This is a genomic window from Paenibacillus sinensis (assembly GCF_019904155.1).
Taxonomy (GTDB): domain Bacteria; phylum Bacillota; class Bacilli; order Paenibacillales; family Paenibacillaceae; genus Paenibacillus_AQ; species Paenibacillus_AQ sinensis.
The window spans coordinates 146,435-169,065 of sequence record NZ_JAHCMB010000153.1 but is presented as its reverse complement, the minus strand read 5'-3'; the positions used below and the strand labels follow the sequence as shown (position 1 = coordinate 169,065).

The window sequence follows — 22,631 nt, the reverse complement described above, 5'->3', positions numbered from 1 at the left end:
ATCCATCACATGAAATCTATATTTGATATTGTCAATGAAAAATATCACATATAGGGAATGAGGGGGAGGGGATTATTAGATAGCGTTTTGTGTCTTTTCGGACGATGCAACATATTTCTCAATCGTGAAAGGGAGTTGTCGTTAATGAATGAACCGAAGCCCGTTACTGCTGCAATGACGTTGCCTTTGACTTCAGAAGCCTTTGGCCCCAGCGAGAAGACAACCATCTATTGGCTGGCTGGCGCTGCTTTCCTAATCAATTCCCGAGGAACGCTGATCATGATTGATCCGGTTCTCAAAACCAAACCTAATGATTCCCAGATTAGCGAGATTGATTTGAAACTTAAAGTGAAATTTCCGATTGACGCTGTTGATGTTCCCAAACTTAATGCGCTGCTATATACGCATTCGGACGAAGATCATCTTGCTGTCGGAACCGCGCTGGACCTCGCCTTACTCAAACCGGAGATCGTCGGTCCTGCTCCTGTCTATCAGAAGCTGGTCCAAATCGGGGTGGATCGGGATTTAATTGAAATGTGCCGTACGGGAGACCAATTCACAATCGGTCCAGTCACCGTGGAGGTTACGCCGGCAGATCACCCGCATCAGCTTCTGGATGCACCCCATCACGAGAAGCCATTCCGGAAAGACGATTGCTGCGGTTTCATTCTGAATACCCCTGATGGTAGATTCTATTTCCCTGGTGACACCCGGTTAATGGAAGAGCATTTGCTTATTAAGGATATTGATGTCCTGGCATTGGATGTTTCCGTATGTTCCTATCATTTGAACCATTTGGGGGCGACCGTCCTGGCGAACTGTCTGAAGGATGCGCTGCTCATCCCTTATCATTATGGCACTTATGATGTCCCCGGCCATGTAGCATACAATGGCGATCCACAGGATGTGTTCGACAATACCGCTCAAGGCGCAGCACGGTCAAGAGTGCTCGCACCCGGTGAGCCTTTCGCCTTTAAGGAAGGCCACGAATTTAAGTCATAAACCGGATGAATAGCTGTTCTGTCTGATTTCGTTGAGTTAATTTAACTGATAAATGGGGGGATTTAGGGATGAAGCTCATGAAGAAAACGAGTTTGTTCGCAGGAATTACTGCATTAGCCGTATTGGCGGCTGGCTGCTCGACAGGCAGCAATTCAACATCCAGTGCACCGACGGACAGCGGCGCCAGTACGAATAGCAGCGCCAGCAATGCGACAGGCGATTCCGCCAAATTGACCAAAGTCGAATATGGCCTCTTGCCGTATCAAGACTGGATGCCCTGGGTTGTCGCACAGGAGTTGGGTTATTTCAAGGAAGCAGGACTGGAAATGAACTTCACCAAATTCACAGATGACGTTGCCGTTGCACAGGCGATTCAAAGCGGTGATATCGATGTTGGTAGCGGCAACAGCGGGACGGCCCCCCTTATTGCAAGCCGGTTTCCCGAACAGACTCAATTTTCGATCAACAACAGCTTCGCCGGTTTTGCCATTATGGTACGCCCCGACGATGTTTATCCTAAAGGCAAGATCAAAACATACGAACAATTCCTCGAGGAAGAAAAGGCCAAAGGAAGCTCCGAAGCTGATGCTGCAAATGCCGCCATTGTTGATACAACCAAGCAGCTTGAAGGCAAGACGATTGTAATGGACAGATCGACAGGATCTAACATCCCGCTTCAGGCCGCCCTCAAAGCAGCTGGTCTGAATGAGAACCAGGTGGAATTTGAAGACATTGCCGATATCGAGGGTGCGTTGGCCTTCTGGAAAGGTACAGGAGACTTTGAACTGGGCGGATATCCGCAAGTTACCAGCTTGACCAAGCTGGGCGCGATTAAACTGATAACGGCAAATGAACTGACCAGTGCCGTTGTGCTCTCTGGTGAAATTGCGAAGTCTTCGTGGGTTGAACAAAACATGGACACCGTACAAAAAATGCGTCAGGTTTGGTACAAGGTCATTGACGATATCAAGACAAAACCCGATGTATTGGCGAAGCTGACGGAAGTTGTTAATGAATGGCAAGGCACTTCCTTAACGGTTGACGAGATGGAGGCTCTGATGAAAGTGAATTATTGGCCTTCGAAGAACGAAGTGAACGATTACTTCTTTGCGGACAACGCGAAAATGAATGCTCACAACGTATTCACTGCTTCACTGGACTATTGGGTTAATGTCAAAAAGCAAGTGGAAAGCGGCACTGTCGATGTAGATAAATTCGTTACTGCCAAACAAATTTTTGATCAAGAGCAGTAATAACTTAATATCCATAGGCAAAGGAGATGCGACATGCCGGAAGATATGAAACAGTTAAGCGAACCGCTCCTTTCCATTGAAAATATAGGCCAAGCTTATAAAACAAGACGGGGCGTCATTGATGCAATCAAGGATCTGAGTTTTGATATTCAAAATTCGGAATTCGTATGTGTAGTCGGGCCGTCAGGGTGCGGTAAGAGCACTTTGATATACACCATTAGCGGGATCAATTCCCCCACCTCCGGCAGAATCAGATTGAAAGGGAAAGAAGTCAAGGGAACGTCGCAAGAGATCGGTATGGTCTTCCAGAAATATTCGGCTTTCCCCTGGATGACCGTCGAGAAGAATGTCAGCTATGGACCCCGGATGAACAAGATGTCTCGAAGTGAAGTGAAGGAAGTAACGAATCGTTATATCGAGATGGTTGGTCTCAAAGGATATGAGCATCTTTATCCGAAAGAACTGTCCGGCGGCATGAGCAAACGTGTCGATATTGCGAGGGCATACGCCAATTCGCCCAGTATCCTGCTGATGGACGAGCCGTTCGCCGCTCTGGACGATCTGACCAAGAAACAGATGCAAATCGAGTTATTGAAGATATGGGCTTCCGAGAAAAAAACGGTCGTATTCGTTACACATGATCTTGAAGAGGCCCTCTTTCTGGCTGACCGAATCCTGATCATGAAACGTTCCGATAACGGGAGCAGCTCGAAGCATTCCATAGTGGAAGTCCCGTTTCCCCGTCCTCGTTCGGCAGAACTTAGGATCACACCAGAGTTTGCCAATATGAAAAAATACCTGATGGGGGAAATCGGAAAATGAGACTTGGAGATAAACTCCGGGATCGGCTGCTAAATATTGTCGGACTCGTGTTGATATTTCTGCTTTGGTTCGGTTTCTCGAACTCGGGATGGGTACCGCCTTTGTATATGCCTTCTCCTCAAGCGGTAATTAAAAGCTTTATTTCTTTGCGGCAGGACATGCCCCATCACATTATAGACAGCATGTACAGAATTCTCATTGGTTTCATAGTGGGTTCCGCTATTGGGGTGGCTACCGGACTTCCCATCGGCTGGAATAAAACGCTTGGGAAAATTTGTGAACCTGTAGTTGAGTTCATCAGACCAATGCCTCCTGTTGCCCTGCTTCCGCTCTTTATTTTATATTTCGGCATCGGAAACAGCGCCAAGATTACGGTCATCGCATTCGGAGCCTGGGTTATTATGGTTGTCACAACAATCGAAGCGGTACGCAACATTGACCCTCTTTATATCGATTCCGCGCGCATGCTTGGAGCCAAAGGATTTGGGTTAATTCGCACGATTCTCATTCCGGCAATACTTCCGGTCATTATGGGAGGCATCCGCGTTGCAGCTGCCGGCTCATTCGGCATGTGCGTCGCAGCGGAGTTTATGGGGACCAAGGCAGGATTCGGATACTTGATCATGGAAGGCAGGAGATATGTGCAGACCGATCTGCTGCTTGTCGGCGTTATTCTGATTACGGTCTTCTCGATGATCGTGAACTGGATTCTGAAGAAAGCGGAAGAGAGACTGACCAGATGGGTGCCGAGAAAATAATCAATAGCAAAGCAAGTTCACTGAAAGAGTTTCAGGAGGACATCATGTCACAACAAATAAATTTTCTAAGCATGCTTACCGGTTCATTCGCAATTCCGGCATCAGAGAATCCAACGATCGCCATGATCGAGGAAGCTTACCGGCAGCATCGAATCAATGCCCGCTACATCAATTGCGAAGTGCGTCCGGAGATGCTAGGCGATGCTGTACGCGGCGCACAAGCTATGGGATGGGCCGGCTTCAACTGCTCAATTCCGCATAAAGTGTCGGTAATCGAATTTCTGGACGAGCTGGCTGATTCGGCAGCGATTATAGGGGCTGTGAATTGCGTTGTATTCCGTGATAGCCGGATTATCGGTGAGAACACCGATGGCAAGGGATTCCTGCAATCTCTCAGAACCGTCACCGATCCTTCCGGGAAAGATATGGTCCTGTTCGGCGCAGGAGGAGCCGCTCGGGCCATCGCGGTTGAAACGGCTCTGGCCGGAGCGGCTTCCATAACCGTGGTGAACCGGAATCCGCAGCGAGGTATGGAACTGGTCAAGCTCATTTCCGAGAGAACCGGAGCCAAGGCGCAGTTCGTTCGTTGGGACAACTCCTATAGTGTTCCTGAAAGTACGGAAATTGTCGTCAACTCGACCTCGGTTGGACTATACCCGAATGTCGGTGAAAGGTTGAATTTCGATCCGAACAGTCTGCAGCCCCACATGGTCGTTGCCGATGTCATCCCCAATCCGCCGCGAACCCGGCTTATCATTGACGGCGAGGCTCGGGGATGCACGACTCTTGACGGCCTGGGCATGCTTGTTAATCAGGGTGTTATAAGCATTCACCATTGGACTGGCATTGAACCGGATGTGTCGGTTATGCGCCGTAAACTGGAGGAGATTTTTTCTTCCAGTCTCCCGTTGGTACAATAACGTTTCAGATATACCCGGATGAACTGCATGACATAAACGCCGCGCCTTAACTACGGGATTGCGGCGTTTATTTTAACCAGAGTTGTGAAATCATACCGGATAATCTGTCCGGATTTCATCGTACAGTTACCTTTCAAACCTATGGGCATATGCTGATGTATAAATGATGGAGGGAATGAAACATATGCTGTATGATTCCAGACGTTACTCTTATCCGGTATACCCGTATTCCTATTACCCGAATGTAATCCCGTGTTATTATCCGGGTGCAGGATATTATTCTGCAATTCCGCCAATGCCTCTCCATGCTTCTGTGGCCGGGTATGCATCTGCACGATTTGCAGAAGCTGTCAAAGACTATGGACCGAATCCCTATGTCGTTAATATTGAAAAGGTCTCCGAACAAAACACCAACTACCGTACTACTGTGTGGACAGGGGAGCACTTCCAGGTGACCGTAATGTGCATCAATGTGGGAGATGATATCGGCCTGGAGGTACATCCGGATACGGATCAATTTATCCGGATCGAAGAAGGCCAGGGACTCGTTCAAATGGGGGACCGCAAAGATCAATTGGATTTTGAGACAATGGCCTATGAGGGATATGCGGTCATGGTTCCGGCCGGCAAATGGCATAACGTTACGAATAAAGGGAACAAACCGCTCAAAGTGTATGTCATTTATGCACCTCCGCATCATCCGCATGGTACGGTACATGTAACAAAGGCGGATGCGATGGCGTCCTCCAAGTAATCATCTACAGTTTCATCGGAAGCAGGACACCAGCTAAACCCGCCAATCGTGCTGGACCAAAACACCTTGACATTAACCCCCCGGGGGGGTTAATGTCAAGGTGTTTCTACTATGCAATGATGGTGCGGAAAGGACCGATGAAGTTGACTAAGGCGCTTGAAATCAGAGATACGACTCCAAAAGAAAAAGTGAAAATTATACTTGCTCTAGCTGTTCCTGCAATGGTTGAAAATTTGCTTCAAACCGTTGTCGGATTTGTGGATACTTTATTTGTATCCAAACTCGGCCTTAACGAGGTCACGGCCGTTGGCATTTCCAATACCTTGTTAAGTGTATACCTCGCGATCTTTTTGGCGATCGGCGTGGGAACCTCCTCTATGATTGCCAAGCGTGTTGGAGCCGGTAATATGGACGAAGCCCGGCAAATCGCCCGGCAATCGGCCAAGCTGTCCGCTATCGCCGGGATGATCTTTGGAGTGATCACCCTCTTGTTCGCGGAACCGCTGCTCCGGTTAATGGGTGCCGATCCAGCAGTTATCAGCAGTGGGCTTACCTATTTTCGGATTGTCGCGGTCCCGTCGATTTTTATCTCGCTAATGTCGGTCTTTGGCAGTATCTTACGTTCAGCTGGTGATACAAAGACGCCGATGAAGGTGGGAATAGGGGTCAACCTCATCCATATCGTACTTGATTATGTCCTGATATTCGGAGCAGCGGGCATTCCGGGACTTGGGATTGCCGGCGCCGCTTGGGCGACGGTGCTGGTCCGGGTTATCGGGAGCATCGCGCTTTATCGCTATATTCGAAAATCGCCGCTTGCTTTTTCACTTGTCAAAAAAGATGGACAGTATTTATCAAAGCCTTTGTTGAGACTGGCCGGGCCGGCTGCAGCGGAGCGGTTAATCATGCGCTTGGGGCAAGTGTTATATATGGGCCTCATCGTCAGAATTGGAACCGAGGTATATGCGTCGCATACAATTGCAGGCAACATTGAAATCTTCTCTTATATGCCGGGGTATGGGCTGGCGATTGCCGCAACCACGCTGGTGGGACAATATCTGGGTGCTAATCGGCCGCGAGATGCTTATCTGTTCGGGTTGTATACCTCTGCTGTTGCGGTTTGTTTCATGGGAGCAGCCGGTGTTCTGTTATTTGTATTTGCCCCCATCGCTGCGGCTTGGTTCACCCAAGACTCGAGCGTCATCCATATGGTCACTACGGCGCTGCGGATCGATGCCTTTGCTCAACCGTTCCTGGCTGTTGGTCTGGTGTTGGCCGGGGCGCTGCAGGGTGCGGGTGACACGAAAAGCCCGATGTACAGCACGGCCATCGGCATGTGGCTGATCCGGGTTATCGGCGTTTATGTGCTGGGGATTCAAATGGGGCTCGGGATAGCCGGAATCTGGTTGTCCATAGCGATCGACTTGGCGATCCGGGCGATGTTTCTCCTTTACCGGTTTAGAAAAACGGTGCTCCTGGCTCACAAAGCTGATTCAGAATAAGAGAAATGGTATGATGGCGAACCCGGCATTTAACCTGTCAACATTTTACCTGCGGAACGAATATAAATGGTAGTAGAAAATCCTCAACCCGGAGCCGTTCATGACTCAGCATAATTCATTCCATGCGCAGCAGGTGCGATCTCATCTCGAACTCAGCTTTGCAGGGAGAGACGTTAAGGGGGACTCTATGATGGATTATAAACTACCCATTTTTTTCGTCATTGGCGCCAGCGGCTCCGGGAAGACAGCGGTTTCGAAAATGCTCCGAAAGATGATGCCGGAATTCGATATTTTCAGCACGGATATGCTTCACTGGATGACGCCTACACTGGATGAAAGAACCCGGATGAACATTACGCTTCGGTTTGCCTATTCTATTGCGCGTTCTGGCAGAGGGACGATCATTTGCGGCAATTTTACACCATGGGACGCCGCTTTCTGCGAGGATTACGCGAAATTCAGCCAGATGTGCTATATCAACCTGCATTGTGATAGATTGGTTCGGGAGAAAAGACTGATGAACCGGTTCGATAACTTTACATGGACCGCTGAACGATTCCAGGAGCATCACGAGTTTGCCGAATTGCTGCTTCAGTGTAGTGATACTCACTTTGATCCGCCGCTGTACACCATTGATACCGGTGCCCATTCGGTCCCTGAGGTTGCGGTGCTCATTAAGGAATATGTGATGCCGATTTGGAACGATAAGAGGACTCTCGTTCTGGATGACGAATATGAATTCTAACGGGATTATCCACCGATATAGAACAACAATAGGAGCCTGCAGGAGGTTAATACCGCCCTGAAGGCTCTTTTTCTCGTTCCGGGCAGATGATCCCATGCAAATTTAAGGAATCGTTAAGATTCGTTTCATATCCTGTTTATATCCGGGCGTTACATTTAACTATAAGGGGATAGCCTAAGAGGAGGGAAATTCATGCATCAACTGTTGTCTTGGATATCCGAAGCGGCGCTGAATCTGGTCAATACCATGGGAATATGGGGGATCTGGATCGGCATGATACTGGAGAGCGCATGTATCCCGATACCCAGCGAAGTGATCATGCTCAGCGGCGGGTGGTTGGCCGCTCAGGGCTCTCTGTCCTGGGTTGAAGTACTGATCGCGGGCAGTATCGGGAATCTGCTCGGCTCGTTAATCGCTTTTTACGTTGGGAGGGCAGGAGGACGGCGGTTGCTCGATAAATACGGGAGATATGTTCTCCTTAACACGCATCATCTGGAACAGGCCGAGCGCTGGTTTGCCCGGTTTGGGGAAGGGACGGTGCTGTTTACCCGGATGCTGCCTTTCATCCGGACCTTTATTTCGCTGCCGGCGGGGATTGCCGGGATGAAGCCGGGAAGATTTATCATCTTTACCCTGCTCGGCTGTATTCCGTGGAATGCGGCCCTTGTCTATTTGGGATACCGTTTGGGCGATAACTGGGGTGTTGTGGAGCAATATATGCGTCCGATCAGCTATGCAATTTGCGGACTGGTCGTCATTATGCTGGCATGGTGGCTGTTGCGCCGCAACAAGGATCGGGCCAATTCCCGGACAAGAGCCTGACCCGAGCGAGAAAGGAGGACAGCTATGAACCCGATAGTGAAGTTAACGGGAGTCAGCAAGGAATTCCGGAACGGCAGAGGCATAAATGGAGTGGATTTGACGCTGGAGCAAGGGGATATCTACGGATTGCTCGGACCGAACGGCGCGGGGAAAACCACGCTTCTGAAAATGCTGACCGGGCTGATTTCCCCGAGCTTTGGGAGCATAACATGGTTCGGGCAGGAACAGGATTCATCCTTCGCCCCGGTCATGAGAAAGGTCGGCTGCATGATCGAGTCGGCCGACTTCCACGAATATGTTACGGCAGGCCAATACCTGAAGCTGAATGCGAATTTTTATCCGGAGGTGGGCCGGGAACGAATTGCGGAAGTGCTTGAAATGGTCGGTCTGGACTCATATGCCAAAGAGAAAATCGGGCATTTCTCCACCGGTATGAAGCAGCGGCTTGCCATGGCCTCTTCGATCCTGCACAGCCCGGAGTTCGTCATTTGGGATGAGCCCACGAATGGGCTCGATATCGAAGGGGTTGTACAATTCCGCGCTTTGGTCAAACGTTTATCGGAAGATCAGGGTATTACCTTTCTGATATCCAGCCATATGATTCACGAGCTGGAGCAGCTCTGCAACCGGGTGGGAATTATTAATCGGGGCGTGCTGATCCGGGAAGGCAGGGTGGCCGATTTGCTGAGTGACAACAGCTCGCTGGAGCAGTTTTACATAAGTGAATTGCAGAGAGGAAAGGAGCTGATGGAATATGGACGGCCTGTCAGCGGGACTTAGAAACGAACTTCAGCTCATGTTTTACCGAAAGAAGACCATGGTGTTCTTCGCTGTCACCTTACTGATTCCGCTGCTGCTGGCGGCATTGTTCCGGGCGCTTCACCCTGTTCTTGGACTGGCCGCCATCAGTTCCTCCTATCCGGTGCAAATGCTGGAGATTTATACGCTGTTCTTGATTCCCTTATTCATGCTGCTGGAGATTGCCGATTTGTTTCCGCAGGAAATCTCGTCGCGCACCCTGAAGTTGGCACTGCTTCGGCCAATCACAAGGTTTGGCGCATATATGGCTAAATTCCTGGCGCTAGGCATATCAATCGGGGTTTTGCTGCTTCTTCTGGGGACGGTGAGCGCCCTGTGCAATCTGGGACTCGGGATGGCGGATACGGGCGGCTTGCCTTTCTTCAATTTAATAAAAGCTTATTTCGCAGCATTTCTGTCCATGGGGGCGCTTGCGGCTTTGTTTGTATGTGTCGCTCAATTTTTCCGCAGTGCAGCGGGCTTTCTGGTATTCTCCATACTGATCTACGCCGGAGTCAAGGCGGCTCCTTACTTTGTCAAAGGCTTCTCTTATTTCTCCATCGCCTCGTATACGGATTGGTATGTGTTGTGGCTCAGTCATAGCGCATCGGCCGCCCGGCTCGCAACCGGCTTCGTATTCCTGCTCTCCGGCATGGTTCTGTTTCTGGCTGTAGGATTTCTTCTGTTCGACCGCAGAGAGGTATAGGACGTAATTAAGAATGATTTAAGAATCTCTTCACAGCGAGTTTAGGATTATCCATTAGGCTTGGGTTGCAGGACAATTAAGTGGAAAGGGAGAATGGAAGGATGAAGAAGAAGTGGTTGTTAACCGGAAGCGCGGTTGGAATCAGCGGCACGATCATGCTGGTTACCGGTCTTACGGCGTTTGCGGGGACATCGGGCTATGATGATTACAAATCTGCGCTTAAAGCTACGGTGCAGAATCTGAACAGCGTCACGGTCAGCGCCAATGCCGAGCTTAAGGACGACAATACGCTGCTCGTCCAGACGCAGAGCCGGTTGAAGGCAGACGTGAAACGGGAAACCGTAAGCGGCTCCATTTATGTCACCGGCACAGCTGGAGCCGTTAACCTGGACCTGTACAAACAGGCCGGAGAAGAGGTCTGGAAGACTGGTACTTCGAATATTTACTATGTGAAGAAGGACCAGGAAGAGCCGGGTGGCAAGGAGAAGGACGAGAAGAGCAGAGACTCTCTCTGGTTCAGCAGCCAGGAAGAGACGGTTATTGATGCGCTGATCGGGAATTTAAAGGATGAAATCACCTCCACGGCCGGAGCCGACGGAACCAAGACGATTTCACTGCAGCTCGGCGGCGCGCAAATTCCGGCTGTCGTCCAGGCGATGGCCCCGCTTGCGTTCAAGCATTTGTCGGATCAATCGGAATGGAATCGCGGCGACGGGAATTCGACTTCGGATTCATCCGATCCGGAGAAACTGCTGCGGCAAAATCTGATCAATCTGAAGGATGTGAACCTCACTGATGGCATCCAGATTCAGAGCGTCAGCCTCAAAGCGGTGATCAGTCCGGACAACGAGATTTCGCAGCAGCAATTAGACATTGCATTTACAGGCAAAGATGCCCAGGGAGTCGCACATACACTTACCGGCAGCCTGAATGTTCAGCTGACAGGCATCAACGGAACATCTCCGGACTCTATTGACCTGACAGGGAAGCATGTCGTTCAGGTTAAGGGAGAGCACGAAGGCAGACACCGCGACTAGACCATCTTAATGCCGCCTAGTTTCTGGCAGAGAATGCCGAGAAGGCACAGCCGTTGAAGGAATCCGATTTGCACCGGACAGGATACTACTCCTAACAGGGAGGTCCTGTCCGTTTTTTATCCGCTGCATGACCCGTTTATCCTTGTGTGCATTGGAGGACAAGATGAAATGTCGTATGATGAATCCAGGGTGAAATTCAATCTGTAGACAAGGAGACCAACCCGATCCATGTCCATTCGAATTAAATTTTTACTGTCTTACGCGGCGATGCTGCTCGTTCCTCTGCTTCTGCTTGGCATCACAAGCCTGCTGCTTACGGTTGTCTACCATGGGGATGTGCAAAGTCTCAAGAATGCTTATGAGAGCAAGTTCGAGGGAATGGAAGAAAGAGATACGCATAATCTGATCAAGCACACTTTTCAGCAAAATGCCGGGCTGCTGACCGATCCTGCATTTCTTGCAGAATTCTCGGCGGATATGCGGAGCAAGAACACAGAGGTATATATCCGTTCCGGCAATCAGGATATTTATATGTCGGATGATTTGAAATCCAAGGCCGGATTAATCGGGGAACTGCCCACCTTCACGGAAGCCGGTTCCCGTCTTGAGCCGTTCGGTATCAAATATAGGAACGAATGGTATCAGATATCGCAGTTCGACATGCTGTCCAAGGACGCCAAGCCGGTCAGCCTGTTTCTGCTCACCAAGATCGATCCGCTGGTCCATTTTGTCCGAACCTTCTTCCCGATTCTGTTTCTCTTGACGATTATTGTGTTCCTGTTAACGCATATCCTGCTGACCACTTATATGTCCAGGAGATTTATCCGCCCGCTGCTGGAGCTTAGAAATGCGGCCAAGCGTGTTGCCGACGGAGATCTCAATTTTCAGGTGAGGATCGGCGGCAACGACGAATTGGGACAGCTGGGAAGAGTCTTTGAGGAGATGCGATCCCGGCTTCAGGAGTCCCTCGTCATCCAGCAGCAGTATGAATCGAACCGCAAAGAACTGATTACGAACATCTCCCATGATTTGAAGACTCCCCTAACGGCCATCAAGGGATATGTGGACGGTATTCTGGAAGGAGTGGCGGATTCCCCGGAGAAGCATGACAAATATATGCGCACCATTGCCGCCAAAGCGGGGGAGATGGATCATCTGATCGATGAATTGTTCTTGTACTCCAAGCTCGATATGCAGAAGCTGCCGTTCTCGTTCGAATCCGTTCCCATCCTGCCTTATTTAAAGGATTGGTCGGAGGAGCTGAAGGTGGACCTGGACAAACGCGGGGTTGATCTGGACATTGAGCTGGGCGGCGGAGAAGAGATCCGGGTCTCGATTGACCGGGATTCGTTCAAGCGCGTTCTGGGCAACATTATTCAGAACAGCCTGAAATATATGAACAAGCCGGCCAAGCAAATAACGGTCCGCACCCGCCTGGATCAGACCGGCTTTGTTCTCTCCATTGAAGATAACGGCTCCGGAATTCCGGCGGAGGCGGTGGAGCATGTGTTCGAGCGATTTTACCGGGCGGAGGAGTCGAGAAATACGAATACCGGAGGCAGCGGCCTCGGTCTTGCCATTGCCAAGCAGATTATCACGGGTCATGGAGGAGCCATCTGTGCAGAGAGTAAGGAAGGAGAGGGCACAACCATCTCTATCACTCTCCCGGCCCAGAAAGGAGTGGATTTACAATGAAGCGAACCGTTCTGGTTGTGGAGGATGAATCTGCCATTGCGGAGCTTGAGCGGGATTATCTGGAGATGAGCGGATTTCAGACCGAAATCGCCGTCGACGGAGAACAAGGACTGCATCTGGCTCTGGGCGGCAAATTCGATATGATCATTCTGGATGTCATGCTGCCCAAGCTTAACGGCTTTGAGGTATGCAAAAAAATACGCGCGGAGCTGGATATTCCAATCCTTATGGTGACCGCCAGACGGGAAGATATCGACATTGTGCGCGGACTCGGGCTTGGAGCTGATGATTACATCACCAAGCCGTTCAAGCCTTCCGAGCTTGTGGCCAGAGTCAAAGCCCACTTGTCTCGCTACGACCGCCTGAAGGGAAGCGGAGCTTCGTCAGCCGAGCTTGAGATCAGAGATTTGCGGCTCGATCCCGATTCCCGCCGCGCTTTTATCAGGGACGAGGAGATTGTCCTGACCACCAAGGAATTCGATTTGCTCCATTTTCTCGTGCTGCACCCGAATCATGTCTTCAGCAAGGATCAGCTCTTTGAGCGGCTATGGGGCGTCAGCGCTTTGGGGGATACCCAGACGGTTACCGTGCATATCCGCAAGCTGAGGGAGAAAATTGAGGAGGATTCGGCCAATCCTGTCTATATTGAGACGCTTTGGGGAGCCGGATACCGGTTCCGCTCCTGAACTATTGCACTTAGAATGAATATAGCATGCAGAACGAATACCGCATGTAGAATGAACAAGCAACGAGCCAAGGCCCATCCCCGGATGGGCTTTGTTTTTTTTGGTATGGCGGAAGGAATTAAGAATTATTTAAGCGTCTGTTCACAGGCACTTTAGATTTACCCGTTAGGCTTGTATTGCGCGAACAAAAGCAGGAGGGGATTGACGTTGAAGCAAACAGGCTCTCTAATTTCGGATGAACATGCATTAAGGAACAAGGTTCCGCAAGTCACACTTTTCTTCTGGTTAATCAAAATGATGTCCACCACAGTAGGGGAGACGGCCGCCGACTTTTTAAATTTCAATCTGAATTGGGGACTGACCAACACAACCCTCGCTATGAGTGTTCTGCTGCTGATTTCCCTGTATGTTCAGATGTCTGCCAAAAAATACGTGCCCGCCCTTTACTGGCTCGCGGTTGTGTTAATCAGTGTCGTCGGTACGCTGATATCCGACAATCTGGCGGATAATCTCGGAGTCCCGCTTGAGCTGTCGACCGTACTCTTTGCTCTGGCCCTGCTGGTGACTCTTGTGGTGTGGTACAGAAGCGAGCGGACCTTGTCGATCCATTCCATTACCACACGAAGACGCGAGGCGTTCTACTGGCTGACCATTTTGTTCACATTCGCCCTGGGTACTTCTGCGGGAGACCTTGTAGCGGAGAGCTTGGGTCTTGGGTATCTCGTCTCGGCATTGATATTTGCGGCGGTAATCGGAGTAATTGCGCTTGCGCACTATCGCTTTAAGCTGAATGCGGTAACCGCGTTTTGGCTGGCCTATATTCTGACCCGTCCTTTGGGAGCATCTCTTGGGGACTATTTATCCCAGCCACGCAGTGAAGGCGGTCTTGAACTGGGTGCAACCGGCACCAGCGTCATTTTTGTAATCCTCATTTGCGGGCTTGTTGTTTATTTAACGAAGACGAAGAAAGATCAACTCGTGCTTTAGACTTAGTTAACCATCCCTTTACGATTATAAGTTACAGTCAAGAAAGGCCGGTTAGAAAGAAGGGATCTTTCTTTGAATAGGACACCAGCAGTGCTTATCGTGACCTCCAAATTTGGGGATGGACATGTCAAAGCGGCGGAGGCGATCAAACAGGCTTTTGAAGCCCAAGGTATCGACCAGGTTCATATTGTTGATCTGTTCGCCGAGGTTTTTCCGCGGCTGAACGAGCTGTCCCGAAGATTCTACCTGAACAACTCGTCCTTTGCGCAAGAACTGTACGGGTTCATTTATGAGACGACGAGCAAGATGAAGCCGGATCGGACCTTGGGGAAGCTGCTGCATTCTCTGGGAAAAATGAAAGTCCGGAGGCTGCTCGACCAGCTCCGTCCCGATCTCATTATTCATACGTTTCCATATTTGGCCGCCGCCCAGATCAGCGGTGAAGCAGGGAGCCAGGTGCCGGTATTCACGGTCCTGACGGATTATGTCGTGCATGGGAGATGGGTTCATCCCTATACGACCAAATATTTTACCGCTAGTTCGGCAATGAAGCAGGACCTGCAAGCAGTCGGGGTACCGGGCGAGAACATTGTGGTCAGCGGGATTCCCATCCGGCAGCGGTTCACACAGCTTCTTAACCGTGAAGAAACGCTGCGTGAGCACGGGCTTGACAGCAGCCGGCGCTATTTTCTTCTTGCGGCAGGCGCTTACGGCGTTCTGTCCAATATCGGAGGATTGATCCGGTCTATCCTGGACAATTCCGATTACGACCTGATTGCGGTCTGTGGAAATAATCATAAGCTGCGCGCGGCGATGGAAGCGAAATTTAACGGCGATCACCGGGTGCATGTTCTGGGGTATACCGACAGGATGCCTGAGCTGATGAGCTTCTCCGATGGCCTGCTCACGAAGGCGGGCGGGATCACACTGACGGAGGCGATGGCCAAGTCTCTTCCCGTTATTGTCTATCGTCCGCTTCCGGGCCAGGAGGCGGGCAATGCCAGGTGGCTGGCAGGCCGGAATCTGATCGATGTGGCGAAGAACGAGGAAGAGCTCATTGCAGCGATTCGCCGGCTGGAGCAGCCCGTATTCCGGGAGGAGCGAAAGCGCGTGATGAGAGAGTATGCCGGCAATTGCTCCTCGGAGCTTATCGTTGACGAAGCGCTGCGGGCTCTGGAGCTGCGGCAGCCTGTTCGCCAATCGTCACCTGAATATATGGAAGGGCAGGCGAAGACCGCTCATGGATATTAACAGAACGAATGAAGGACAATCGCGGGCATTTACCGGACTGGCCGTTATTCTGTTCCTGACCGAATGGATCAGAGGGGCCGTATTGGTCTCTTATTTGCCGGCTTATGCGATGACGGGCTTGGGGCTTTCCACTTCTGCCTTGGGGATCGCGGTTTCCGTCCACTATTTGACGGACAGCCTCATCAAAGGGCTGGCCGGTTATTTGTTGGACCGGTTCCCGGCGCGGCTCGTGCTGCACGGCGGATTTATCGTCGGATTTACCGGACTTGCCCTGCTGCTGACAGCGCATAGCCCTTGGCTGTTAATAGCTGCCGCTGCGCTAATGGGAGCAGGCTTCTCCCCAATCTGGATACTTTGCATGAGTCAGGTGAAGGAAGATAACCGGGCGCAGCAAATGGGCACGCTCTATATGTTCTGGATGGCCGGTCTCGGTCTGGGTCCGGTTACAATGAATCTGATCGTCGGTCGAAGCATTCCGCTGTCGCTCACCGTCATTGCCGGCGTACTTGCGGCGGGATGGATTACGGCGCTCCTCGTGAAGATCGATCACTGCCAGATAGCGCGGGTAAAGGTCTCCGCAGCGGAGCAGTTAGGCGCCTTGTGGAGCAAAGTGAAAAAAGGCGGCTTCCTGCTTCCCGGGATGCTCCTGCAGACGACGGCGGGCGGCATGCTGGTGCCTCTCCTGACAAGCTTTGCCGTCCAGCATGTCGGTCTGTCCCACTCCGAGCTGTCAATCGTGCTTCTGATCGGCGGCGGCGGTGCGGTCCTCCTGCTCGTTCCGATGGGCAAATGGTTCGACCACACCGGAGGAAGATGGTTCCTGGTGTCAGGATTCGGAGTGTTCGCGGCGGCCTTGTTCGCGCTGACCTCCGTCAGCACCTTCACGGGAGCTGCTGCCTTATCCCTGCTGCTGGGCAGCGCCTATGCGGCGCTTCTGCCGGCATGGAATGCCTTGATGGCACGTTATATTCCTGAAGAAGCGGTCGGAGTCAGCTGGGGCCTGTTGTCTTCCGTAGAAGGACTCGGCGTCGTGATCGGTCCGGTTATTGGAGGATGGCTGGCAAGCTATGGAGACGGCCTGCTCCCTTTCAAGGTCAGCGCGTTCCTGTTCGCAGTGATCGGGCTTGTCTATCTAATGTCTCCTTCCCTCGACTCAAGACCTGCACAACCCGTATTGCAACCAAGCAGAAAGGAGCTTAGATAAAATATGCATAATACTGTTATTGCCATCATTCAAGGCATCGTGGAGGGGCTGACCGAATTTCTGCCTGTATCCTCGACCGGTCACCTGATCTTAAGCGGACAGCTCCTTGGATTCACGGGAGATAAGGCAGACACCTTCGAAATCATCATTCAGCTGGGCGCCATTCTGGCTGTAGCGATCATTTACTGGAGGCGGATACTTGGCCTGCTGGGGCTGAAGACCGTGGAATCCGGTGAGGCGCTTCAGAGCGGTCAACAGAAGCTGAATCTGCTTCACGTCATTCTTGCCTGCCTACCGGCGATGGTGCTCGGGCTTGCCCTTCATTCCGTAATCAAGACGTATTTATTCTCTCCTTATACCGTACTTGTAGGGTTGGTGCTGGGTGGGGTATTCATGCTGCTTGGTCAAAAGAAACAGACCGCTGTGCAGGCGGCGACGATCGACCAGCTGTCGTATAAGCAGGCTGTGGCGATTGGCCTGTTCCAATGCCTGTCGTTATGGCCGGGCTTCTCGCGTTCCGGAGCGACCATTGCCGGCGGACTGCTGGCAGGCGCGAGCTATAGCGCAGCGACCAACTTCTCCTTCCTCATCGCCATTCCGATGATGATCGCCGCAAGCGGCTTTGAGCTGCTGAAGAGCATTCATACGCTGAACGCGTCCGATGCCGGTTTCTTCCTTACCGGATTTGTTGTCGCCTTTATCGTGGCGTTCCTGGCCGTCATCACGTTCTTGAAGCTGCTCGAACGGCTTAAGCTTGCTCCTTTCGCCTATTACCGCTTTGTGCTGGCTGCGGTATTCCTGGTCTATCTGCTGAGTCAATAAGCGGCTTCGAAACAGCAAAGCGATATAATGCCAATAACTGAACAAACCGAGGGGAGTTTCCTCTCGGTTTATTGTCTTTGATATCCCGGCAAAGGGCGAATTAGTATAAAATATAAACCAGTGTCGAGTATCCGAATTAGAGAAACAGGAGGAGTGGAAGTGAACGCCATTTTCGAATTAAGGAATGTGTCCAAATCGGTCATGGAGCAGGAGGGACAGCCGTCAAAGCGCTTGTTCTCCAATATCACGATCGAAATCGGGCGTCCGGAACGGATCGCCCTAATCGGGGCGTCGGGACAAGGCAAGAGCACCTTGCTGCGGCTGATGGCTTTGCTGGATGTGCCGGATGACGGCGAGCTGAAGCTGAATGGAAAAGCGTCCCGCGAGATGGACCCCCGGCATTGGAGAATGGAGGCGGCTTATGTCGCTCAGCAAGCGGTGATGCTGCCTGGAAGCATTGAGGATAATCTGAAGACGGTCAGCGTTCTTCACGGAACTCCATATAACTCGGAGCTTGCCAAGCGGCTGATTGAACAGCTCGGTCTGGATTATCTGGACCCCGGCAAGCAGGCGTCCGATTGCTCGGGAGGCGAGAAGCAGCGGATATCGCTCATCCGGACGATGCTGCTTCAGCCCCGCATCCTGCTGCTGGATGAAATCACGGCCTCCCTCGATATAAACAGCGCCCGCAAGGTTGAGGAAGTGCTGATGAAATGGCATCTCGAAGAGGGCGGGTCGTACATATGGGTTACTCATGATCTGGAGCAGGCCCAAAGAATCAGCGATAAAGTCTGGGTCATGAGCGGGGGCGCGCTTCAGGAATATCCGAGCGAATCCTTCTTTAGCGTGCCGATAGACATGCTGGCGAAGCAGTATATACAGTCCACGGAAGGAAGTCTGCCGCAATGACGATAACCGCGCTCAGCTTTACGCTGCTGTTTGTGTTCGGAACCATGCTGGTTTCCATTTGGCAGAAGCTTGGTCTGGAGAAGGATATTATGGTCGGGACGATCCGAGCGGCGATTCAGCTTCTGGCCGTTGGATATGTGCTGCAGTTTATTTTTCATGCCGAGCATGTCGTCTATATCCTGATCGTGATCTTCATAATGATTGCCGTCGCCTCATGGAATGCGGCCAAGAGAGGACGGGGACTCAAGGGGCTGGTCTGGAGAATCGCGGTCTCGATCGCCGCCTCCGAGCTGCTGATGATGGGTGTCATGTTGGGGCTGCATATCATCAAGCCGACTCCCCAATATATTATTCCGATCAGCGGGATGACCATCGGGAGCGCCATGGTGGTGTCCGGGCTGTTCATCAATCATGTCAAGCATGAGATAGCGCGGAGCGCAGGAGTGATCGAAACGCTGCTGTCGCTGGGCGCGACGCCCCGGCAGGCGATGCAGGACGTCCGGACAAGAGCGGTGAAATTCAGCATGATTCCAACGATTGACGGAATGAAGACGGTGGGCCTGGTGCAGCTTCCGGGTATGATGACCGGGATGATTATCGCCGGAGCGAATCCGGTTATCGCTGTGCGGTATCAGATTCTCATCGTCTTCTCCTTCACCTCTTCCGCCGCGATTACGAGCATTCTGCTAAGCATGCTCATTTACCGGCTCTTCTTCACCTCCGATCTGAGGCTCAAGCCGCTGAGAGACGGCAAGTAGACGGTTCGGCCGGTGCCGGTTACGGGCCTATAAAGGTTGCAATTGTACAAAAAGAGGAATCATGCCTCCATCGACCACCCGGAAGGGACAGCTATAGAATAAAGATGATCTGGCTTGAAACGCCATGACCATCATTCAGAGCTGAGAGGATGTATTGCATATGCGCACACCGTTTATAGGTCCCGATAGGACAGAGACGGAGCTTCCGGGACGCTTCGGATATCGTCCGTTCTGTTATCAAGAAGGGGTAGAAGGGGTAGACAACAGGTTCAGCTGCCAGGATGCAGACATGATTGCACAGGGAGGCGAGTCCTAAGATGCGGATTTTCTTGCAGGGCGATTTCTCCCCGCTGGCGGCGGGGCTTCCCCGTCTGGCCGGCCGGCTTGACGGAATCGTGCTCGTTGAAACAGAAGAGGGAGCAATCCCTCTGGTATGGGAGAAGCGAGAAGGACCCCTTGAGGCAGAGTGGGATGGCAGCAGGGGAATGATCCGGTATGAGCAGCCCCATCACGGCTTCCGCGCATTCGGATTATGGGTGGAGAGAATGCGCAGCGGGGGAGTCGGTCGGGAGCTGTCCCAGCTTTCCTTTTTGATCCGGGAGACGCCCTGTTTCGATTCGGCAGGTCTGATGATGGACGCTTCCCGCAACGCTGTGCCGACCGTCGCCTCCCTTCAGGAAGCGATGATCACGATGGCATTGATGGGGTTGAACCAGCTTATGCTGTATACGGAAGATACGTATGAGGTTGAGGGCTATCCTTACTTCGGCTACATGCGGGGGCGATATACGCAGCAGGAGCTTCGCCAGATTGACGACTGGGCGTTCACGCTTGGCATCGAGGTGGTTCCCTGCATCCAGACGCTGGCGCATCTCACCGAAGCTTTGAAATGGCATTATGCCGCAGGAATGCGGGATACTTCGGATATTTTGCTGGCAGGTCAAGAGGAAACCTACGCTTTTATCGGGAGCATGATCCGGGCCGCCTCGGCCCCCTTTCGCAGCCGCCGCATCCACATCGGCATGGACGAAGCACATCAGCTCGGGCTGGGACAATATTTGAAGGACCACGGTTACCGGAACCGGTTCGAACTGATGAACGAGCATTTACGCCGTGTGGTGGGGATCGCGGAGAGCTTCGGTCTGTCGCCGATGATCTGGAGCGATATGTACTTTCGGCTGGGTTCGCGCAGCGGGGACTATTATGATCCGGACGCTGTCATTCCGAAAGAGGTCATCGAGAGCATACCGGAGGGAATCGGCCTCGTCTATTGGGATTACTATCATAAGGAGCAGAGCTTCTATGAGACTTTCATCCGCAAGCATCTGGAACTCGGGCGGCCGGTTACGTTCGCCGGCGGAATCTGGACCTGGAACGGGATTGCCCCCAATACCGGAAAAATGCGCTCCGTCACAGGCCCCGCGCTGCTCGCATGCAAAAAGCTCGGGGTGAGCGAGGTAGTCGCAACGATGTGGGGGGACAACGGGGCGGAAACCCCCTGGATGTCCGCATGGTACGGGCTGCAGCTGTATGCGGAGCACGCTTATGCCAAGCAGGTGGATGAACGCCGCCTGGAGGAGAGATTCCGCTTCTGCGTGCAGGGCGAATCGGCGGACTTCCTGTCACTGGGCCGGTTCGATGAGACGCCGGGGATCGAGCCCGGCAACGGCCAGGAATCCAACCCTTCCAAGTTTCTGCTCTGGCAGGACGTACTGATCGGCCTCTATGACGCCAATGTTAAGGGGCTTCCGCTGGCGAACCACTATAGGCAGCTCGCAGAAGATTTGGATCATGCGGCTGAGCGAAATCCGGCGTACCGGAGTATGTTCGAATGGTACGGCATGCTGGCGGACGTTCTCATCTCAAAATGCGACCTGGGTAACCGGCTGAAGCAAGGGTATGATTCGGGCGATAAGCCGGGACTCATGCGCCTGGAGCAGGAATTGCTGGGGTTGATTCCCCGAATAGACAGCCTGCGCCGGCTGCATCAGAAGGTATGGTTCGAGGCTTTCAAGCCGTTCGGCTGGGAGGTTATCGACATGCGGTACGGAGCGCTTATGATCAGATTGCAGACAGCCGCCGACCGGCTGCATCAATATCTCGACGGCAGCGTGGCTTCGCTGCCCGAGCTGGATGAACGGCGGCTTCCCTTCGATTCGGAGTGGGGATACAATAACGGAACATTGGGAAGAGGGGTTTATCACCGGATCGTCAGCGCTAACTGTCTGTTCAACCCGGTCTGATCGGCATTAACACCCGAGGTTCCGCCATTCCTTGGGGGATACTTTTTTCAATCGCTTGAACATGCGGCTGAAGTAGTAGACATCGCTGAAGCCTGCCGCAATGGCGATTTCGGATACGTTCATTCCGGTGCTGCGGAGCAAGTCCTCCGACCGGTTAATCCGGACAAGATTGATGTATTCGGTGATCGTCTTATTCGTCAGCTGTTTGAACAGCCTGCTGAAGTGGACACGGCTAACCCGGACCAGAGCAGCGAGCTGATCAACCGTAATTTTCTCATGATAATGATCATCCACATATTGAAAGACGGAATGAAATCTCTCCAGATCCTGCTGCCGGTGGCGGTATGCATCCGCTTTGGCGGCAGGAGCTACATATTTGCGCACCAGCAGAGACAGCAGCCGATACAGATGCGATTTGATCGACAGCTCATAGCCAAGCAGGCGTTCATTCAGCTCACGAACCAGAGCAATCATGCAATCGGCAATATCGGCATCGCGGGAAATCAGGTTCTCGAACAGGATCAGGTTGCGGGCAATGGGAGTTATAAATTTCTTCTCAACGGCGTCGACGAAGTGGCTTTGGAGCAAGGAGAGATCAGCAATAAGACAGTAGTAATACAAATCATCGGCGGTGCTGATTCCGTAATGCAGCTCATTGCTGTTCACGACAACAAGATCTCCGGCTTGTACGTGCAGCTGTAAGGTGCTGCATTCGATTACGGCGCTGCCTGTCTCCACATATATAAATTCGAGATGCTCATGCCAATGATGGGGGAAGAGCGTCTCGCCGCACTCATAATTGAAGACTTTATGAAGCTTCACCGGAAATGAAGGATCGGGCATCGGCATCGGTTCTTTTAAGGCAAGTGGCTTATGCAAGACATTCACTCCTCAATGCGTAATCAATGCGTAATATGCAGGGGCATCCTTCCATTTGAGTATAAACCGAAGTGCCCA

General features: G+C 51.9%; 22 protein-coding genes. 21 read left to right on the top strand and 1 reads right to left on the bottom strand.

Going from position 1 to position 22,631, the window contains the following annotated elements; translation table 11 throughout:
• The first annotated feature begins 144 nt into the window (after positions 1–144).
• From KIH86_RS18405 to KIH86_RS18305, 21 genes are all read left to right on the top strand, one after another.
• A complete protein-coding gene (locus tag KIH86_RS18405; protein WP_223081994.1) occupies positions 145–1,002 on the top strand; it encodes an MBL fold metallo-hydrolase in 858 nt (285 codons plus the stop codon).
• 68 nt (positions 1,003–1,070) lie between these two features.
• On the top strand, positions 1,071–2,255 hold the full coding sequence (locus tag KIH86_RS18400; RefSeq protein WP_223081996.1) for an ABC transporter substrate-binding protein: 1,185 nt from the start codon (positions 1,071–1,073) through the stop codon (positions 2,253–2,255).
• Positions 2,256–2,300: 45 nt separating this feature from the next.
• On the top strand, positions 2,301–3,077 hold the full coding sequence (locus KIH86_RS18395; protein ID WP_223110595.1) for an ABC transporter ATP-binding protein: 777 nt from the start codon (positions 2,301–2,303) through the stop codon (positions 3,075–3,077).
• 182 nt (positions 3,078–3,259) lie between these two features.
• The gene (locus KIH86_RS18390) at positions 3,260–3,835 is read left to right on the top strand and encodes an ABC transporter permease (RefSeq protein ID WP_223110593.1); all 576 of its coding nucleotides are present in this window, start codon (positions 3,260–3,262) and stop codon (positions 3,833–3,835) included.
• 44 nt (positions 3,836–3,879) lie between these two features.
• Positions 3,880–4,755, top strand: a complete 876-nt coding sequence (gene aroE, locus KIH86_RS18385; protein WP_223082003.1) for a shikimate dehydrogenase — start codon at positions 3,880–3,882, stop codon at positions 4,753–4,755.
• A 175-nt stretch (positions 4,756–4,930) separates the two neighbouring features.
• Positions 4,931–5,509 (top strand): cupin domain-containing protein, encoded by a 579-nt coding sequence (locus KIH86_RS18380; protein ID WP_235775479.1) that lies wholly within the window; start codon positions 4,931–4,933, stop codon positions 5,507–5,509.
• Positions 5,510–5,646: 137 nt separating this feature from the next.
• Positions 5,647–7,011 (top strand): MATE family efflux transporter, encoded by a 1,365-nt coding sequence (locus KIH86_RS18375; RefSeq protein WP_262416360.1) that lies wholly within the window; start codon positions 5,647–5,649, stop codon positions 7,009–7,011.
• A gap of 190 nt (positions 7,012–7,201) precedes the next feature.
• On the top strand, positions 7,202–7,756 hold the full coding sequence (locus KIH86_RS18370) for a hypothetical protein (RefSeq protein WP_223082005.1): 555 nt from the start codon (positions 7,202–7,204) through the stop codon (positions 7,754–7,756).
• Between the two features lie 192 nt (positions 7,757–7,948).
• Positions 7,949–8,578 (top strand): DedA family protein, encoded by a 630-nt coding sequence (locus KIH86_RS18365; protein WP_223082007.1) that lies wholly within the window; start codon positions 7,949–7,951, stop codon positions 8,576–8,578.
• Between the two features lie 24 nt (positions 8,579–8,602).
• A complete protein-coding gene (locus KIH86_RS18360) occupies positions 8,603–9,358 on the top strand; it encodes an ABC transporter ATP-binding protein (RefSeq protein ID WP_223082010.1) in 756 nt (251 codons plus the stop codon).
• On the top strand, positions 9,333–10,082 hold the full coding sequence (locus tag KIH86_RS18355; protein ID WP_223082012.1) for an ABC transporter permease: 750 nt from the start codon (positions 9,333–9,335) through the stop codon (positions 10,080–10,082). The genes KIH86_RS18360 and KIH86_RS18355 overlap by 26 nt, the downstream gene beginning before the upstream one ends.
• A gap of 101 nt (positions 10,083–10,183) precedes the next feature.
• A complete protein-coding gene (locus tag KIH86_RS18350) occupies positions 10,184–11,119 on the top strand; it encodes a hypothetical protein (RefSeq protein WP_223082014.1) in 936 nt (311 codons plus the stop codon).
• Positions 11,120–11,347: 228 nt separating this feature from the next.
• On the top strand, positions 11,348–12,814 hold the full coding sequence (locus KIH86_RS18345) for a sensor histidine kinase (protein ID WP_223082016.1): 1,467 nt from the start codon (positions 11,348–11,350) through the stop codon (positions 12,812–12,814).
• Positions 12,811–13,500: a response regulator transcription factor gene (locus KIH86_RS18340; RefSeq protein WP_223082018.1), complete on the top strand. Its 690-nt coding sequence runs from the start codon at positions 12,811–12,813 to the stop codon at positions 13,498–13,500. Before KIH86_RS18345 ends, KIH86_RS18340 begins: the two co-directional genes overlap by 4 nt.
• 207 nt (positions 13,501–13,707) lie before the next feature.
• Positions 13,708–14,487, top strand: coding sequence for a COG4705 family protein (locus KIH86_RS18335; RefSeq protein WP_235775478.1), 780 nt, complete (start codon positions 13,708–13,710; stop codon positions 14,485–14,487).
• Between the two features lie 72 nt (positions 14,488–14,559).
• On the top strand, positions 14,560–15,738 hold the full coding sequence (locus KIH86_RS18330) for an MGDG synthase family glycosyltransferase (protein WP_223082022.1): 1,179 nt from the start codon (positions 14,560–14,562) through the stop codon (positions 15,736–15,738).
• Positions 15,728–16,942, top strand: coding sequence for an MFS transporter (locus KIH86_RS18325; protein WP_223082023.1), 1,215 nt, complete (start codon positions 15,728–15,730; stop codon positions 16,940–16,942). Before KIH86_RS18330 ends, KIH86_RS18325 begins: the two co-directional genes overlap by 11 nt.
• 3 nt (positions 16,943–16,945) lie before the next feature.
• Entirely contained in the window at positions 16,946–17,764 is an 819-nt protein-coding gene (gene bacA / locus KIH86_RS18320; protein ID WP_223082025.1) for an undecaprenyl-diphosphate phosphatase, read from the top strand.
• Between the two features lie 159 nt (positions 17,765–17,923).
• A complete protein-coding gene (locus KIH86_RS18315) occupies positions 17,924–18,673 on the top strand; it encodes an ABC transporter ATP-binding protein (RefSeq protein WP_223082026.1) in 750 nt (249 codons plus the stop codon).
• Positions 18,670–19,431: an ABC transporter permease gene (locus KIH86_RS18310; protein ID WP_223082028.1), complete on the top strand. Its 762-nt coding sequence runs from the start codon at positions 18,670–18,672 to the stop codon at positions 19,429–19,431. Before KIH86_RS18315 ends, KIH86_RS18310 begins: the two co-directional genes overlap by 4 nt.
• A gap of 317 nt (positions 19,432–19,748) precedes the next feature.
• A complete protein-coding gene (locus tag KIH86_RS18305) occupies positions 19,749–21,674 on the top strand; it encodes a beta-N-acetylhexosaminidase (RefSeq protein WP_223082030.1) in 1,926 nt (641 codons plus the stop codon).
• Between the two features lie 6 nt (positions 21,675–21,680).
• Here KIH86_RS18305 and KIH86_RS18300 read toward each other — a convergent pair whose 3' ends face one another.
• The gene (locus KIH86_RS18300; RefSeq protein ID WP_235775477.1) at positions 21,681–22,496 is read right to left on the bottom strand and encodes a helix-turn-helix domain-containing protein; all 816 of its coding nucleotides are present in this window, start codon (positions 22,494–22,496) and stop codon (positions 21,681–21,683) included.
• Between the last annotated feature and the right edge of the window lie 135 nt (positions 22,497–22,631).

Bases quoted from the DNA above. Each gene is read 5' to 3' on its own strand.
- KIH86_RS18405 (WP_223081994.1), top strand. From the start codon at position 145: ATGAATGAACCGAAGCCCGTTACTGCTGCAATGACGTTGCCTTTGACT.
- KIH86_RS18400 (WP_223081996.1), top strand. From the start codon at position 1,071: ATGAAGCTCATGAAGAAAACGAGTTTGTTCGCAGGAATTACTGCATTA.
- KIH86_RS18395 (WP_223110595.1), top strand. From the start codon at position 2,301: ATGAAACAGTTAAGCGAACCGCTCCTTTCCATTGAAAATATAGGCCAA.
- KIH86_RS18390 (WP_223110593.1), top strand. From the start codon at position 3,260: ATGTACAGAATTCTCATTGGTTTCATAGTGGGTTCCGCTATTGGGGTG.
- aroE (WP_223082003.1), top strand. From the start codon at position 3,880: ATGTCACAACAAATAAATTTTCTAAGCATGCTTACCGGTTCATTCGCA.
- KIH86_RS18380 (WP_235775479.1), top strand. From the start codon at position 4,931: ATGAAACATATGCTGTATGATTCCAGACGTTACTCTTATCCGGTATAC.
- KIH86_RS18375 (WP_262416360.1), top strand. From the start codon at position 5,647: ATGAAGTTGACTAAGGCGCTTGAAATCAGAGATACGACTCCAAAAGAA.
- KIH86_RS18370 (WP_223082005.1), top strand. From the start codon at position 7,202: ATGGATTATAAACTACCCATTTTTTTCGTCATTGGCGCCAGCGGCTCC.
- KIH86_RS18365 (WP_223082007.1), top strand. From the start codon at position 7,949: ATGCATCAACTGTTGTCTTGGATATCCGAAGCGGCGCTGAATCTGGTC.
- KIH86_RS18360 (WP_223082010.1), top strand. From the start codon at position 8,603: ATGAACCCGATAGTGAAGTTAACGGGAGTCAGCAAGGAATTCCGGAAC.
- KIH86_RS18355 (WP_223082012.1), top strand. From the start codon at position 9,333: ATGGACGGCCTGTCAGCGGGACTTAGAAACGAACTTCAGCTCATGTTT.
- KIH86_RS18350 (WP_223082014.1), top strand. From the start codon at position 10,184: ATGAAGAAGAAGTGGTTGTTAACCGGAAGCGCGGTTGGAATCAGCGGC.
- KIH86_RS18345 (WP_223082016.1), top strand. From the start codon at position 11,348: ATGTCCATTCGAATTAAATTTTTACTGTCTTACGCGGCGATGCTGCTC.
- KIH86_RS18340 (WP_223082018.1), top strand. From the start codon at position 12,811: ATGAAGCGAACCGTTCTGGTTGTGGAGGATGAATCTGCCATTGCGGAG.
- KIH86_RS18325 (WP_223082023.1), top strand. From the start codon at position 15,728: ATGGATATTAACAGAACGAATGAAGGACAATCGCGGGCATTTACCGGA.
- bacA (WP_223082025.1), top strand. From the start codon at position 16,946: ATGCATAATACTGTTATTGCCATCATTCAAGGCATCGTGGAGGGGCTG.
- KIH86_RS18310 (WP_223082028.1), top strand. From the start codon at position 18,670: ATGACGATAACCGCGCTCAGCTTTACGCTGCTGTTTGTGTTCGGAACC.
- KIH86_RS18305 (WP_223082030.1), top strand. From the start codon at position 19,749: ATGCGGATTTTCTTGCAGGGCGATTTCTCCCCGCTGGCGGCGGGGCTT.